Origin of the sequence: Butyrivibrio sp. M55 (genome assembly GCF_900116865.1) — a bacterium.
Classification (GTDB): domain Bacteria; phylum Bacillota; class Clostridia; order Lachnospirales; family Lachnospiraceae; genus Butyrivibrio.
Genome location: NZ_FPCD01000006.1, coordinates 98257 through 113305 on the forward strand (window position 1 = coordinate 98257; position 15049 = coordinate 113305).

The 15049-nt window shown below is 40.1% G+C and carries 12 protein-coding genes and 1 riboswitch; all 12 genes read left to right on the forward strand.

Annotated elements, in window-relative coordinates:
* Positions 1-103 precede the first annotated feature (103 nt).
* The 12 genes from BM398_RS09110 to BM398_RS09160 all read left to right on the forward strand — a co-directional run bounded on the left by BM398_RS09110 (position 104) and on the right by BM398_RS09160 (position 15010).
* Complete coding sequence (locus BM398_RS09110; RefSeq protein ID WP_175531897.1) at positions 104-1420, forward strand: hypothetical protein; 1317 nt, start codon at positions 104-106, stop codon at positions 1418-1420.
* 86 nt (positions 1421-1506) lie between these two features.
* The gene (locus BM398_RS09115; protein ID WP_092337405.1) at positions 1507-3216 is read left to right on the forward strand and encodes a hypothetical protein; all 1710 of its coding nucleotides are present in this window, start codon (positions 1507-1509) and stop codon (positions 3214-3216) included.
* A gap of 51 nt (positions 3217-3267) precedes the next feature.
* Complete coding sequence (locus tag BM398_RS09120; protein WP_092337406.1) at positions 3268-4026, forward strand: hypothetical protein; 759 nt, start codon at positions 3268-3270, stop codon at positions 4024-4026.
* The gene (locus tag BM398_RS09125) at positions 4023-5564 is read left to right on the forward strand and encodes a hypothetical protein (RefSeq protein ID WP_092337407.1); all 1542 of its coding nucleotides are present in this window, start codon (positions 4023-4025) and stop codon (positions 5562-5564) included. The genes BM398_RS09120 and BM398_RS09125 overlap by 4 nt, the downstream gene beginning before the upstream one ends.
* A gap of 26 nt (positions 5565-5590) precedes the next feature.
* Positions 5591-5752: a hypothetical protein gene (locus BM398_RS17140; RefSeq protein WP_175531898.1), complete on the forward strand. Its 162-nt coding sequence runs from the start codon at positions 5591-5593 to the stop codon at positions 5750-5752.
* Positions 5753-5953: 201 nt separating this feature from the next.
* Positions 5954-7033, forward strand: coding sequence for an FtsW/RodA/SpoVE family cell cycle protein (locus BM398_RS09130; protein ID WP_175531899.1), 1080 nt, complete (start codon positions 5954-5956; stop codon positions 7031-7033).
* Between the two features lie 50 nt (positions 7034-7083).
* Positions 7084-7169, forward strand: a riboswitch (ZMP/ZTP riboswitch).
* Between the two features lie 40 nt (positions 7170-7209).
* A complete protein-coding gene (locus BM398_RS09135; RefSeq protein WP_242949792.1) occupies positions 7210-7917 on the forward strand; it encodes an IMP cyclohydrolase in 708 nt (235 codons plus the stop codon).
* Between the two features lie 47 nt (positions 7918-7964).
* Positions 7965-9143: a phosphoribosylaminoimidazolecarboxamide formyltransferase gene (locus BM398_RS09140; RefSeq protein WP_092337410.1), complete on the forward strand. Its 1179-nt coding sequence runs from the start codon at positions 7965-7967 to the stop codon at positions 9141-9143.
* A gap of 262 nt (positions 9144-9405) precedes the next feature.
* On the forward strand, positions 9406-10659 hold the full coding sequence (locus BM398_RS09145) for an ATP-binding protein (protein WP_092337411.1): 1254 nt from the start codon (positions 9406-9408) through the stop codon (positions 10657-10659).
* Positions 10649-12079 carry a MocR-like pyridoxine biosynthesis transcription factor PdxR gene (gene pdxR / locus BM398_RS09150; RefSeq protein ID WP_242949793.1) on the forward strand — a complete coding sequence of 477 codons (1431 nt, stop codon included), beginning with the start codon at positions 10649-10651 and terminating at the stop codon, positions 12077-12079. The genes BM398_RS09145 and pdxR overlap by 11 nt, the downstream gene beginning before the upstream one ends.
* Before the next feature lie 63 nt (positions 12080-12142).
* The gene (locus tag BM398_RS09155) at positions 12143-12706 is read left to right on the forward strand and encodes a TIGR01440 family protein (protein WP_092337412.1); all 564 of its coding nucleotides are present in this window, start codon (positions 12143-12145) and stop codon (positions 12704-12706) included.
* Positions 12707-12853: 147 nt separating this feature from the next.
* Positions 12854-15010, forward strand: coding sequence for a bifunctional diguanylate cyclase/phosphodiesterase (locus BM398_RS09160; protein ID WP_092337413.1), 2157 nt, complete (start codon positions 12854-12856; stop codon positions 15008-15010).
* Positions 15011-15049: the final 39 nt, after the last annotated feature.

Below are 15049 nucleotides of genomic sequence, written 5' to 3' on the forward strand. Positions count from 1 at the left end.
GGAAGGTTATGAGTTTTTGAGCCTGAAAGACAAAATTGTAAGAAGAATATTGAGTGTATTGCTACCATTGACATTTGTTTTGGTAATGATACTGGGAATAAGCGTGGCAGTACATGTAAATACTAATGATTATCTGACATTTACCGGAACGCAGGATTTTACTATTAGTACTACTAAAGGATGGAATGGTACGCTGGAATATTCAACAGATGGCACTACTTGGACAGTGTGGAACAGAGATGATGATTCGGAAATATCATCTAAAAATAAAAAGCTTTATTTACGCGGAAGTGGTAATAACAAGATAACTTGTGATAGCGGGATAGATCCTGAAGGATGGCATATCACAACGAATGGGACAGTGGCTTGTAGCGGTGATATAAGGATGCTTTTGGATTACAATAATCCTGATGGAACTAAAATGGATGATCATTGCTTCAGTAAGATGTTTGAGAAGTGTGCCGTATTGACAACGGCGCCGGAGCTGCCGGCAACCACTCTTGCATACTATTGTTACTTGGATATGTTTAGTGGATGTAACGGATTGACAGAAGCTCCAAATTTGCCGGCAACCACTCTTGCAGGCGGCTGTTACGTTGGAATGTTTAGTGGATGTAGCGGATTGACAGAAGTCCTCAATTTGCCGGCAACCACTCTTGCCGGCTACTGTTACTCGGATATGTTTAGTGAATGTACCGGATTGACGAGGGCACCAGAACTGCCGGCAACCACTCTTGCAGACGGCTGTTACGCTTGTATGTTTGAAGGATGTACCGGATTGACGAGGACACCAGAACTGCCGGGAACTACTCTTGCATACAACTGTTACGTTGGAATGTTTAGTGGATGTAGCGGATTGACAGAAGTCCCCAATTTGCCGGCGACAACTCTTACAGACAGCTGTTACATGGAGATGTTTAAAGAATGTACCGGATTGACGAGGGCACCGGAACTGCCGGCAACCACTCTTGCCGGCAACTGTTACCTTGGTATGTTTAGTGAATGTAGCGGATTGACAGAAGCCCCCAATTTACCGGCAACCACTCTTGCAGACTGGTGTTACGATTGTATGTTTTATGGATGTAGCGGATTGACAGAAGCTCCAAATTTGCCGGCAATCACTCTTGCAGACGGCTGTTACGCTTTTATGTTTGCTGGATGTAGCGGATTGACAGAAGCCCCCAATTTACCGGCAACCACTCTTGCAGACTGTTGTTATTATAGTATGTTTTGTGACTGTAGAAGTATCAAGATTTCAGAAACAAAAAGTGATGAATACAATATCGAATATAGGATTCCATCATTTGGAGAAGGAGTGAGGACAGATGATATTCTGTATCATATGTTTGATGGTACAGGTGGTACTTTTAAGGGCACTCCTGATATTAACAAAACTTATTATCTTTCAGCTTCTAATTAAGTAGTTCCGGTTAAGCCGGAAAATTCTGGAAACTCAGGAAATGTTTGGTACAGATACTTTGACAAGATAACTTTTAAGGATAAACAATGAGATTACGCATAATAATACCGCTACTTTTACTTGTATTTGCCACGGGATGTGGGGCAGTAAAAAACAATGATAAGGTTGAACAGCCTCTTGAAAATTCAAAAATTGAGCATAAATTGTATGAGCAGACAGTCGAGACTGAACTTGTCAAAGATGATGGCTTGGTGCAGATTCGAGTTCATAATGAACTTGAAAAAGATTATAACGATCATTATACAGGACTTTATACTTATATTGATATCATCAAAGATAATAAGGTTATAGATACTATAGATACCGACATCTATATGAAGTGTGTCACGGATATGAGCTTTTTTGATTTTGATTGCGACGGCAGGAAAGATATTGTAATCACAGGTGATGCGCTCAAATTCCTATTATGTAAAGCTAATTCTGATTATAATTACTATGTATCTGAAGCTGGGAATATTATGGATAATATTGCAAAACAACGAGGCAATGATTTTTCAATGGGCAAGCTAAAATCTGTGTTACTGGGAGACAACTTATCATGTGATTATAGCGATTATAGAAAGGCCTATAGCCAGATGGCTAGATTGTTTAAACTTGAAGCTTATGAATCTGATAATGAAGATAATTCATTTTTAGCTCCGTCATATGCACTTGTTGATATAGATGGCAATAGTCCTATGGAATTAGTAGCTAAACTTGGTCGCACGGTTTGGCTCTACGATTATAAAAATGGATGTGTTAATGAATTGCTTTGTGCCGATCAGGAATATGAATATTCTCCCGGAAACGGAATTATAAGATGGAATATGTGGAGATGGGAAGGCGATGGCTATGATACCTATTATAAATTATTGCATTATGAACCAAATGAATGTGACCATATATATCATGATGAGTATGGCTATGAGTGTGACTATAAGTGTTCTACAATACCATGGGATAAAGAACAAGAGCAAAACTACACATATTACAACTATACCGATCAAAACATGAGCGATGATGAATTAAAAAAATTGGTTGATGGTTACAGTAATCTTGATTATGAAGCACTTGATGGATTTTTAGGTTATGATGAATTCATAAAAGTGCTTGAAGAAGACATCGGCATAGAAAATAGAAATTATACAACTGATATAAATTCAGATTTTGAAGTATCAGAGAAAAAGCAGGAAGCAGTTGAAGTTGATTATAATTTGTATGATGAGATGATAAATGGCATAAAGGCAAATAAAGAATCGATATGGTGTTTTGTTCCTGATACGAGTCTTGAGGTAGAAATGTATGATTCAGTTTTGGAAAGCTTAGGATATTTACAAGAGGATATTGATGGTGATGGAGTGGATGAGCTTCTTTTTGGGGGCGTTCAGAGCACTACTTCCGGGCGTGATCAAGATGCTTGGAGCGATTCTTCTATATATGATTTGTTTACTATTCGAAACGGAAAGGTTTTACATGTTTTGAGTGGAGGATACAGAAATATGTATCATCTTTGCGAAGGTGGAATTATAGTAAAGGAGGGATCAGGTAGTTGTCATGATGGACATTATATGGTTTACAGATATAGCAAAGGCGAATTAAAACTCATTGAAGGTAGTGAATGGGAGTCGGGGACACGCACTTGCTATAAAAATAAAAAAGTTTATGAAATAGCCGATCCTGATGCAAATTATGCAGAAGAATTTTATAAAAAATATCCGTTAAAACAAATCGATTATATACCATTCGTGGTCGAATAGACTAAATGTATAAAGGTCATAGGCTAATTTGAAAAAATTGAGAAAAAGAGTATGAAATTACAAGCATTACTTACAGCTGCATTACTTTTTATTATATTGGCAGCGTGTTCGGGTGAAAAGGCAGAACCTATCACGGACGAAGCAGAGAGAACTTCAAGCAATGAAGAGAGTACAGCAAACACATTAGAAAATGATGGAGTAGTATTCCATTCGTACGATGAATTTATTGAAAAGATAAACTACTTGCTTGATGTAATGGATACATCTGATTCTGAAACTTTTTTGGATGAAGCTACGCGGTACTTATGGGTTACATCTCCGGTATATAATGCCTTTACTAACCAAAACGATCAATTTGGATATTTACAAGTTGATATTGATGGAGATGGAGTAGACGAATTACTTTTGGGAACGACCGGTTCGGAAGATGATTCATATTATGTGGATATAATCAGCATGTTTACACTTAGAAAAGGCGTAGTATATACGGTATTCGAAAGAAACGAAAGGGATTGCTATAAAATATATGCAGAGGGCATTATTGAGCATAGTTTTGTTTATCCTAATTCATCATATGGCGCTGAATATTTCAAGTACAATGCCGGAAACCTGGAAGCTATTGAAAGTGCTTATTGTGAAGTCAGCTTCCGTGATGATGAGTGGGGAGAAGTCTACTATTATTCTGATAGCGCATCGCAGGAACGTGAATTGACTGAGAAAGAGTATGATGAGTTGAGCGATGTGCTTAAAAATAGATATTGTAAACAAGAAATGCAACTTCAACTTCATCTTTTTAAGGATAAACAATGAGAATAAACATAATATTACCACTGACTATACTTATATTGCTTACAGGTTGTGGAGCAACAGCCGAAAAAGCTCCTATAAATCCGGAATCTGAGGATAAATCATCCGAAGCTTATTCTGATTCTAAAACTAAGTTAATTGAAATAGAATCTGAGCTTGTTCCTGAGCAGGGGCTTGTACAAATCTGCGCTTATAATGATGATTTTATAGATCAAGGAATTGATACTCAATATACCTTCATCGATATCATAAAAGATAATGAAACAAAAGCGACTATAAATACGCATCACCATTTTAGTGAAATCACAGATATAGATTGCTTTGACTATAGTAATGATGAAGAAAAAGATATTGCAGTTATTGGTAAATCGGATTCTTATACTACTGTCTTTTTGTGTGAAACTGATTCCGACTATTATTACACCGATTTTTATCCGCAACAGTTTTGCGTAGATTTTATTCAAGAGTCGTTAGGTGATGATTTTTCTATGAGTAAATTAAAGTCTATATTGTCGGAGGAGGGTGTAGGAAGTTTAGCTAAAATTTTGATTAGTGACGCGGAAAAAGTTACATATAGTGATTACAAATCGGCATATATTAATTTTCTTAAAGTTCTTGATAAGTGCGGAGTTGATGAATATGGTTGTTCGGGAGGAGCATATTCAATATATGACATTGACAAAGATTCGACGCCTGAATTAATGGTACACTATGGAAACTGTGAAGCTGATTTTCATGTATGGGTATATACATATACTGATAACAAAGTAAAGTGTATTGATGTGATAGGCAGCGGTCACAGTGATTTTTTTGCATATCCAAGCGGCAACGGAATATTGCAATCTTGGGCGCATATGGGAGGAGAAGAATTTACCCTTTTTTCTTTAAATAATAATGAGCTAACAGCAAAAGTATTATATTCCGGAAGTACTGAGTATGAAGATCCGAAAACTGGAGAATATGATATAAAATTCACACCGGAAAGGGATGTAGTGCCTGATACATATTTTCTTACATCATTTGCGCCTGATAATGTATTTCCGATAGAAAAGTATGAAGTTATCTCAGCATACGTGCCATCCCAAGACAATTCGAATTATACCTTTCCGAATAATAATCCTGATTTTTACTCGGAAATTATTGAAAAAGACAGTATTCTGAATGCAGTATCCAGGTACAGAACTGATTCGATTTACAGAGATATTCATTTTGGTGACTTTTTGAGAGAAATAGGACATTCTCCATCGGAAATACAGGATATTACATATGCAGATCTTAATTTAGATAATGTGTATGAATGTATTTTTTATGTTCTGAAAAAGGATAGTGAAGATTCTATTCGTATAATTCTGAGTAAGCAGGGAGAAAAACTTTATGCATATTATGATTCATCTTACATGGCAAGCACCGGGTGGGGGGAAGCTGAAAAAACCGGTATTACAGAAGATGGATTCTTTATAGAAGAGCCAAATGAACATTTTTTCCAAAATAGAGTGATGTATGATAAGGAAAAATGGTTCTACTATTCCGCGCCTTATTGATCTATAGCCATGAATAAGAGGTCGAAATGAAGAAGAAAAACATAACAGCCATTGGCATGGCATTGATGATTTTATTAATTATCGCAGGATGTGGTTCAAATAAGAATTCAGACAACGAGTCCGGCGTGACCGACGAAGCAGCAATAGTTTTGGATATTTACAAGCGGATATCGATGGAGACGGAGTAGACGAATTGCTTTTGGGAACTGCCGGCTCGAAAGACAATTCAAATAATAACGCATGATATGAAAATTTTGTGAATCCTGCCTGTATCCGCTTTACAGCGGCATTATGATAATGTACAACTTTTTATATCAATAGGAAATTCATTTTCTATGATATAAAAAGCGCTCCGAATGGATGCGCAGCTCAGGGAGGAGTTTTTTTACATGCATCGTAAGATTGAGTGGGATGTTGTTATTACAGCAGCGCTTATAGGAGTTATAAGCATCATTGTACATTGGTTTATGGGAAAAGATAAATCAATAAAACTAACCGGGAACAGTACTTTCTATACAAGTGTTGGCATTGGAATAATTGTCATGATCGCGGTGTATATGATAGGCCATAATCTGATAGCAAAGCGGGCAAAAGAGATTGCGGTAGGCATAATACTGATTCTGGTATTTCTTAGGTTTCAACCTGAAAATATGTATCTCGGATTTGGCTCCGTGAAAGTTTTGACTGCGGCGGTTATGTGTCTCTATGTTCCGGTTTACGGAGCGGTTTTGCATAAATACAGGCACGGCGGGATTTTGGAGCTTTTAAAGGCAATACTTTGGATGATCGTTCCCATTTTGATCATACATAAAAGCACACGTGTGATGACGGAGATTGTGCTTTTGTCGGCTATGATCATGCAGCTTTTGTATTGTATCAAGAAAAGATGGTTTAAGATAAATTTTCTTTTATCTCTGGCAGCACTTGCGGTTATCGTGTTTGCTGCATCGTTATTTGTCGATAAGACCGGAGTGATCGGAAGATGGGGGCATAAAACAATGAGCAATGTCTTTTCTCTGGACGATTCAACGGTTCAATCGTTCTTCGATGTGAATCTTGTCGGCAGTTCGGGAAAAGAGAATTTGAAATTTTTGCCAAAGCCCGACCTGGATTATCTGCTTGCATATCAGGCAAATCGATATGGACTTTTACCGGCGATCGGCATTGCACTCCTGGTTATAGCTGTTATCGCATTTGGCTACAAGTCGGTCTTTAGGTGTAAAAACGATCTTAGTTTCCTGATGGGAACAGGGTGTCTTAACGTCCTTTTGGAAAATACAGTGATCAACATATTTGAAAATACCGGGACGATACCATACACTGATACGTTCTTGCCGTTCTTTTCATCACAAACGAGTTATATTGTGATGGCTTATATCTTTGTGGGAATAATACTCAGTGTTTGCAAAGGTAAAGGCACAAGAGACAGGTTCTTTAGATATGCTGTAAGGAACTTGATGCGCTACTGATTCTAAGTGATTCTTTTCCTTGATTTTTTTGTGGTAAAAGTGTACGCTATATGTGTTCATACAACTGGCGGATAAGTGGGTAACCACATGGGAGTATGGAAATATATTATGAATGTCGACCGCCTGGGCAACCGCTTTTGTGGATGCTCAGGCGGTTTTATATTGGAGGAAGAGGAATGGTAGATTTAAAACAGGAAATTTCACGCACTACATACCCGGGAAGAGGCATTGTTATCGGCCTTACTGCTGACGGCAAGAAGGCAGCTTGCGCTTACTTCATCATGGGAAGAAGTGAGAACAGCAGAAACAGAGTATTTGTTGAAGACGGAGAGGGAATCCGCACACAGGCATTCGATCCTTCCAAGATGGAAGATCCCAGCCTTATCATTTATGCACCTGTACGTGTTCTTGGCAATTCAACCATCGTTACAAACGGTGATCAGACAGATACAGTATATGATCTTATGAAAGAAGGAAAGACATTTGAGCAGGCTCTTCGCACAAGAGAATTTGAGCCCGATGCACCCAACTACACACCTCGTATTTCAGGTATCATGAATGTTGAAAACGGCAAATACGATTTTTCAATGTCTATCTTAAAGAGCAATAACGGAGATCCTTCATCATGCCAGAGATTTACATATTCATTTGAGAATCCCAAGGCAGGAGAGGGCTATTTTATCCACACATATATGAAGGATGCAAATCCGCTTCCAAGTTACGAGGGTGAGCCTACACTCGTAAATATCGAGGGAGATATCGATACTTTCACAAACAATGTATGGGAGGCCCTTAACGAGGATAATAAGGTATCTCTTTTCACAAGATTCATTGACATCGAGACAGGAAAGTACGAGACAAGGATCATCAACAAGAATAAGTGATCAGGCAGTAACCGATAATTGAGACAAGTGCGAACAGGAGAATCAATATGAACGAAATCGAACTTAAATACGGATGCAACCCCAATCAGAAGCCCTCAAGGGTTTATATGGAAAACGGAAGCGATCTTCCAATCGAAGTACTTAACGGAAGACCGGGATATATCAATCTTCTTGATGCTTTGAACGGATGGCAGCTTGTTTCTGAGCTTAAGAAAGCTACAGGACTTCCGGCAGCAACATCATTCAAGCACGTTTCACCCGCAGGTGCCGCTGTAGGAACACCTCTTTCAGATATTGAAAAGAAAATCTACTGGGTAGAGGATCTTGGCGAGCTTTCACCTCTTGCAAACGCTTACGCAAGAGCCCGCGGAGCTGACAGAATGTCATCATTCGGAGATTTCATCTCACTTTCTGATGTGTGCGACAAGGACACAGCAATGCTTGTAAAAAGAGAAGTTTCTGACGGAATCATTGCTCCCGGCTATACAGACGAGGCACTTGAGATCCTTAAGGCTAAAAAGGGCGGAAACTACGCTGTTATCAAGATTGACGAGAACTATGTTCCCGATGCGATCGAGAAGAAGCAGGTGTTCGGCGTAACTTTCGAGCAGGGACACAACTTCATCGAGATCGGCGAGGATATGCTCACAAACATCGTTACAGACAACAAGGAACTTCCTGAGTCTGCAAAGATTGACCTTATCATCGCACTCATCACACTTAAATATACACAGTCAAATTCAGTTTGCTACGTAAAGGGCGGACAGGCTATCGGTATTGGAGCAGGACAGCAGTCAAGAATCCACTGCACAAGACTTGCAGGTTCTAAGGCTGACAACTGGTTCCTTCGTCAGGCACCTCAGGTTCTTAACCTTCCTTTCCTTGATAACATCAAGAGACCTGACAGAGACAATGCTATCGACCTTTACATCGGTGCAGATTACATGGACGTTCTTGCAGATGGCAAGTGGCAGAACATCTTCAAGGAGAAGCCTGCAGTATTCACAGAGGCTGAAAAGAGAGCATGGCTTGACAAGAACACAGACGTAGCTCTTGGTTCAGACGCTTTCTTCCCCTTCGGAGACAACATCGAGAGAGCATTCAAGAGCGGTGTTAAGTATGTAGCACAGCCCGGCGGATCTGTTCGTGATGACAACGTTATCGAAGCAGCAAACAGCCATGACATGGTAATGGCATTCACAGGACTCAGACTTTTCCATCATTGATGGCAGGCACTTGATACGAATAAAATATAGTTGCAACAATAAAAGCCCGGACGCATTGGGAGATATTCAGAAATGCGTCCGGGTTTTTATTGTTGCAACATCTGGAACGATAACTACATATCGTTTCAAGTTATTTGCAACGATATGTAGTTATCGTTTCGAGTTATTTGCAACGATATGTGGTTATCGTTGCAAAAGTGTGCAACGATAATGTATAATTGTTTCATGAGATGCAACGATAATCTAGTGCAAAGGGGGAATTATGCGTCAGGAGAGTAAGTACATAGAATATAAGGAAACTGTTACAAAGACATTTTTAAAGGTTGTAAGTGCATTTGCAAACTATAATGATGGAAAAATTATTTTTGGGATTTGCGATGACGGATCAATCAAAGGATTGGAAAATCCTCATAAAGCGGCGATAGATATTGAAAATGCAATTAATGACAGTATTTCGCCGGTTCCTGAGTATGATATTACTGTGAATGAGCATAATAAAACGGTTATTTTAAATATTCTGAGAGGATCGGAAACACCATATTTTTATCATGGAAAGGCATACCGCAGGGCTGATACGGCAAGTGTTCCGGTTGACACTGTAGAGTTAAAGCGATTGGTTCTAAGAGGGACAAATCGTGATTATGAGGAACTTTCGGCAGAAAACCAGGATTTGTCTTTTTCAATATTGGAAAAAGAACTGAAGAATATGCTTAAGATTGATGTTTTTGACAGAAATATCTTAAAAACGCTTGGGCTTTACGTAGAGGGGAGTGGATATACGATTGCAGCTGAGCTTTTGGCAGATGAGAATCAATATAGGGGAATAGATATTATCAGGTTTGGCGAATCTGAAAATCAGATTATGGACAGAGAAACATTTGAACATGAATCTTTGATTGCTGAATATAATGCTGCAATTCAAGTGTATAAGAAATATTACCAATATGATGAGATAAAGGAAGCAAAAAGAAACACTGTTGAAATGGTGCCTGAAACAGCATTTCGAGAGGCACTTGCTAATGCAATTGTACATCGTATGTGGGATATTCAGGCTTCAGTACAAATAGCAATGTACAAGGATAAAATACAGATTACATCACCCGGAGGGCTTCCTGAAGATATTTCCGAGGATGAATATTTATATTCGCAAGTATCTGTTTTGCGTAATCCAAGACTGGCGGATGTTTTTTATAAGCTTAACTATATTGAGAAATTTGGAACCGGTATACGAAGAATAACCGATGCATATAAAAATGAACGTTGCAAGCCGGAGTTTTCATTTACAGAGCATACAATATGTGTAACTTTACCCGTGAAAATCCGAATTCAAACCGATGATATGTCAGAAATAGTGATGCAGGCGCTTGTAGGTTCAGATGGTATGACACGAAGAGAACTTGAGAAGTTGACGGGCATAAAGAAGGCGAGCCTTATCAGAATACTCAATTCATTACTTGATGAAAAATTGATAGAAAAAACAGGTACTGCAAGAAACACAAAATATTTTGCAAAGTAAAAATGATTCATATTATATTATAACTATGCTAACGTACGATTTTTCGAAGGGGGAAGGCCCTCTTTATCAAAAGCTGTACAACTTTATAAAAGATGATATTACCAAAGGAGTTCTTTTGCCCGGAGAGAAGCTTCCGTCGAGGAGGAGCCTTTCGGATAACCTTGGGATAAGTACGGTCACGGTGGATAATGCCTATGACCAGCTTGTGGAAGAGGGGTACATTGAGGCGCTTCCCAAGAAGGGATATTTTGTGGCTGAGACTTTGACGATTTCTTTTCCTCAGGAGAAAAGAACTGAGTATAGGGCGAAGCCAAAGAAAAATAAGGATAAGTACGACTTTGACTTTTCACTTAGCAGGCCCGCGGCGGAGTCGTTTCCTTTTTCGGTGTGGGCGAAGCTTACGCGTGAGAATGTTGCGGGCAGAAGCGACAAGCTCCTTGAGGTGTCTGAAAGTAATGGCATATATGAGCTTAGAGAGGCTATTGCGGGGCATCTTGCGTCGTTTCGAGGCCTTCAGGTATCGCCCGATCAGATTGTTGTCGGGGCGGGAACTGAGTATCTCTACGGCCTTATAATCAAGCTTCTTGGAAAAGATAAGACATACTGTGTTGAGGATCCGGGATATCGCAAAATAAGCCAGATTTACGAGGCTGAGGGCGTTGAGCATGCTTATGGTAAAATGGATGACGCGGGGCTTCTTGTCTCAGAACTTGTGAGGACTAAAGCCGACATTGCGCATATCAGCCCCACGCATCACTTTCCGACGGGAATTACAATGCCTATAGGAAGGCGAAACGAGATAATGGCGTGGGCGTGCGAGAAGGATGGCAGATACATCGTTGAGGATGACTACGACAGTGAATTCAGGCTTCGCGGCAACCCGATTCCGCCGATGCAGAGCATGGATACGGCTGAGAAGGTTATATATATCAACACTTTTTCAAAGTCGCTGACATCCACCATTCGAATTGGATACATGGTGCTTCCCGCGCATCTTGCGGAGAGATTCTATGATGAGCTTTCTTTTTATTCCTGCACTGTTCCGACATTTGATCAGTACAATTTATCGGACTTTATTAAAAAAGGATATTTTGAAAAGCACATAAACAGGATGCGGCATCAGTATACGAGGAAGCGCGAGAGCGTTCTTGAGATAATAAAAAGAGAGCTTGAAGGAGTGGATTACAAGCTTATCGAGAATGATTCGGGACTTCATTTTATCCTGCAGCTTTTTACGAAGCATACGGACAGAGAGCTTGAAGATATGCTGAAAAAGAGCAGGATCAAGATCTCGGCGGTTTCGGACTATTGCATGGAAACTCCGGATAAGCAGCTTCAGGGGCGCTTTATAATTGATTATTCCAATCTTGATATAGGTCTTTTGCCCGGTGCATTGCAGACTTTGAAATCATGCTTGTGAATTGTGGAATAAGAAAATAAAATGAATATGCATTATGCAATTTGAATTAAAGAGGATGAAAAAATGGATTTTAAAGAGATAACAGATCAGAGCAGACAGGCAGTTACGGAAATACTTGAAAAGGCGAATCTTGCGCCTGGAGCAATATTCGTAGTTGGCTGTTCATCAAGTGAAATACTCGGAGACCAGATTGGAACGGCTACAAATCTGGATTCTGCGAATGCGGTGTTTGACGGAATAGTTCCCGTCCTTGAAGAGAACGGTATTTTGATGGCTGCACAGTGCTGCGAGCACTTAAACAGGGCACTTGTGGTCGAAAGAGAGACCATGGAGAAATATGGATTTGAACAGGTCAATGCAATTCCTCAACCCAATCATGCCGGCGGAGCTTTTGCAACCGTATGTTATCAGAGATTCAAAAATCCTGTCCTTGTAGAATCGATAAACGGAAAGGCAGACGCAGGAATAGATATCGGCGGCACCATGATCGGAATGCATTTGCATTCAGTTGTTGTTCCAATGAGAATCTCACTCAGAAAGATCGGGGCCGCTCCAATAATATGTGCCCGCCACCGTCCCAAGTACGTCGGCGGCCAGAGAGCCATCTACGACGAGAAGCTCATGTAAGGGTTAACTCCAAACATCTTAAATTACTGTAAATATCAATTATCGTGTAATTCTTGTGATATAATATTTGTGATTATACGATAATTGATATTTTTATTTGCGTTAATAAGGTACAGGTCGACAATTTTCGGAGGCTATAGAGACGTTATGAAGCAAATGGAAGATGTTATAACTATCGAAGAAAAAAATCATATAGATGAGCTCACGGGACTGCACAATCTTACAGGTATCCTTGAGCATCTCCGGGGGCATGACAAATACTCTGCATCCGAAGATACAGTTATCATCTACATAAATGTTATGAATTTCAAGGTGTTCAATCAGAAATACGGCTTCGCGGGAGGCAACGATTTTCTGAGAGGAATGGCACATGAACTCAAAAACATTTTCCCTGATGAACTGGTTGCGCGAACAGGCGGAGATCAGTTTATCGTCCTTGGAAAATCCATTGATAAAGAAGAGCTTCTTGATAAATTGGATGATTTCAGAGAAGCCGTACATAATTACGAGAAGGGTCTTAAGATGAAGATTAAGGCCGGTATTTACCGCGCCAAGGGCACTGAGGAAGATCCCGTTATAATGGTCGACAGAGCCAAGATGGCGTGTGACGACATCATAAGAGTCTATGACAGGGACAACAACCTTTACACCGAGGAGCTGGACAAAAGAAATGAGCTTCGCCAGTACGTTATCGATAATTTTGAAAGTGCTTTTAAACAGAGATATTTCCAGGTTTATTATCAGAAAGAAATAAGAGCGGTCACGAGAAAAGTCTGCGGATATGAGGCGCTTGCAAGGTGGCTTGATCCGACTTACGGTATCATTTCTCCGGCTGTTTTTATTGAGGTGCTTGAGAGCGTTCATCTTATACACAGGCTTGATATATACATGATAGATCAGGTCTGTTCGGATCTGAGGGATGACATAGATTCGGGATATGCTGTTGAGCCGATTTCCGTAAACCTCTCAAGGCTTGATTTTGAGCTTTGTGACATTATGAGTGAGATTGATAAGTGCAGGGCAAAATATGACATTCCCAAAAAGCTTCTCCACATTGAGGTTACGGAGAGTGCTATCGCATCCGGAGCAGATTTTTTGGGCAAACATATAAAGAAATTCAGGGATGCCGGATATGAAGTCTGGATGGACGATTTCGGCGCAGGATACAGTTCTTTTAACAACCTGAAAGACTATGACTTCGATGTTATCAAGATTGATATGGGCTTTTTGCGCGAGTTTGAGACGAATCAGAAATCGAGGATAATTCTTGCATCCATAGTAAATATGGCAAAAGAGCTAGGAATACATACGCTCGCAGAGGGTGTTGAGACGGAAGAACAGTATGAATTTCTTTTGAACATAGGATGCGAAAAGATGCAGGGATATCTTTTTGGCAAGCCTAAGCCTGTCTCTGAATTTGTAAGGAGTGTTGATTGCAGCTTTGAGAACAATGAGGAGTTTGATTTCAGCTCGTATTACGATGATATCGGTACAGTCAATTTCCTGAACAGCACGCCGCTTGAAACAAAGAGTATGGAGATCATGATAAAACTTCCGATTGCCATAGCGGAGCTACATGGCGATCAAGTGAGTTTTGTATACGCAAATGAAGCCTATATTGATTTCTTGAAGACTATAGGTGCGGAGAATCTGGACAGGGCAAATGAGATCGGAAGGTCCAAGGAAAGGGATAATGCCAGCGGATTTGCAAATATCCTGAAGATGGCGGAATCATCTTATAACCAGAGAAGTGAGGCCGATCTTGTGGCTAATGGCTATGTGATAAATACCAAGGTAAGGTTCCTTTCAAGACACGGGGAAAAAGCAGCATTTGCGCTTGTTTCACGAAACGTCACCGCGCAGAAGGAGGCACATTCCGCGGATGATTACAGTGCCGTGCTCATGCATCTTTTGAATCTGTATAACCGCATAGATCTGTTTAATGAGGAGGGAACGTTTGAAAATCTCTTCCTTTGCGGAAATCAGAAGGCTCTTTCGGATATAGAGAGAAAGGCCGTTGTGGCGGTGCAGATGTATTCGGATACGCACATCATGGAAGCTGACAAGGAGCGGTTTAAAAAATTCTTTGATATCACTACCGTTCACGACCGGATTGAAAGTTCGGGCAAGCATTACCTCGTTGATTACTACAGGTCTGCGCTTCCCGGGGATGAGGACAGAATCCTGATGTACATCATTCTTCCTTTCCACTATAATGGTAAATGGAGATTCATTGCGGGATGCAGGTACATGGATGAACTTGATAAACTGAAAAGTGTTCTGAAACAGATTGAGAGCACTTGACCGTGAATCTTTAAAAAGGCAGATTGAGGTGGCAGAGCA

Bases quoted from the DNA above. Each gene is read 5' to 3' on its own strand.
- BM398_RS09120 (WP_092337406.1), top strand. From the start codon at position 3,268: ATGAAATTACAAGCATTACTTACAGCTGCATTACTTTTTATTATATTG.
- BM398_RS09160 (WP_092337413.1), top strand. From the start codon at position 12,854: ATGAAGCAAATGGAAGATGTTATAACTATCGAAGAAAAAAATCATATA.
- BM398_RS17140 (WP_175531898.1), top strand. From the start codon at position 5,591: ATGAAGAAGAAAAACATAACAGCCATTGGCATGGCATTGATGATTTTA.
- BM398_RS09135 (WP_242949792.1), top strand. From the start codon at position 7,210: ATGGTAGATTTAAAACAGGAAATTTCACGCACTACATACCCGGGAAGA.
- BM398_RS09130 (WP_175531899.1), top strand. From the start codon at position 5,954: ATGCATCGTAAGATTGAGTGGGATGTTGTTATTACAGCAGCGCTTATA.
- BM398_RS09155 (WP_092337412.1), top strand. From the start codon at position 12,143: ATGGATTTTAAAGAGATAACAGATCAGAGCAGACAGGCAGTTACGGAA.
- BM398_RS09125 (WP_092337407.1), top strand. From the start codon at position 4,023: ATGAGAATAAACATAATATTACCACTGACTATACTTATATTGCTTACA.
- BM398_RS09145 (WP_092337411.1), top strand. From the start codon at position 9,406: ATGCGTCAGGAGAGTAAGTACATAGAATATAAGGAAACTGTTACAAAG.
- BM398_RS09115 (WP_092337405.1), top strand. From the start codon at position 1,507: ATGAGATTACGCATAATAATACCGCTACTTTTACTTGTATTTGCCACG.
- BM398_RS09140 (WP_092337410.1), top strand. From the start codon at position 7,965: ATGAACGAAATCGAACTTAAATACGGATGCAACCCCAATCAGAAGCCC.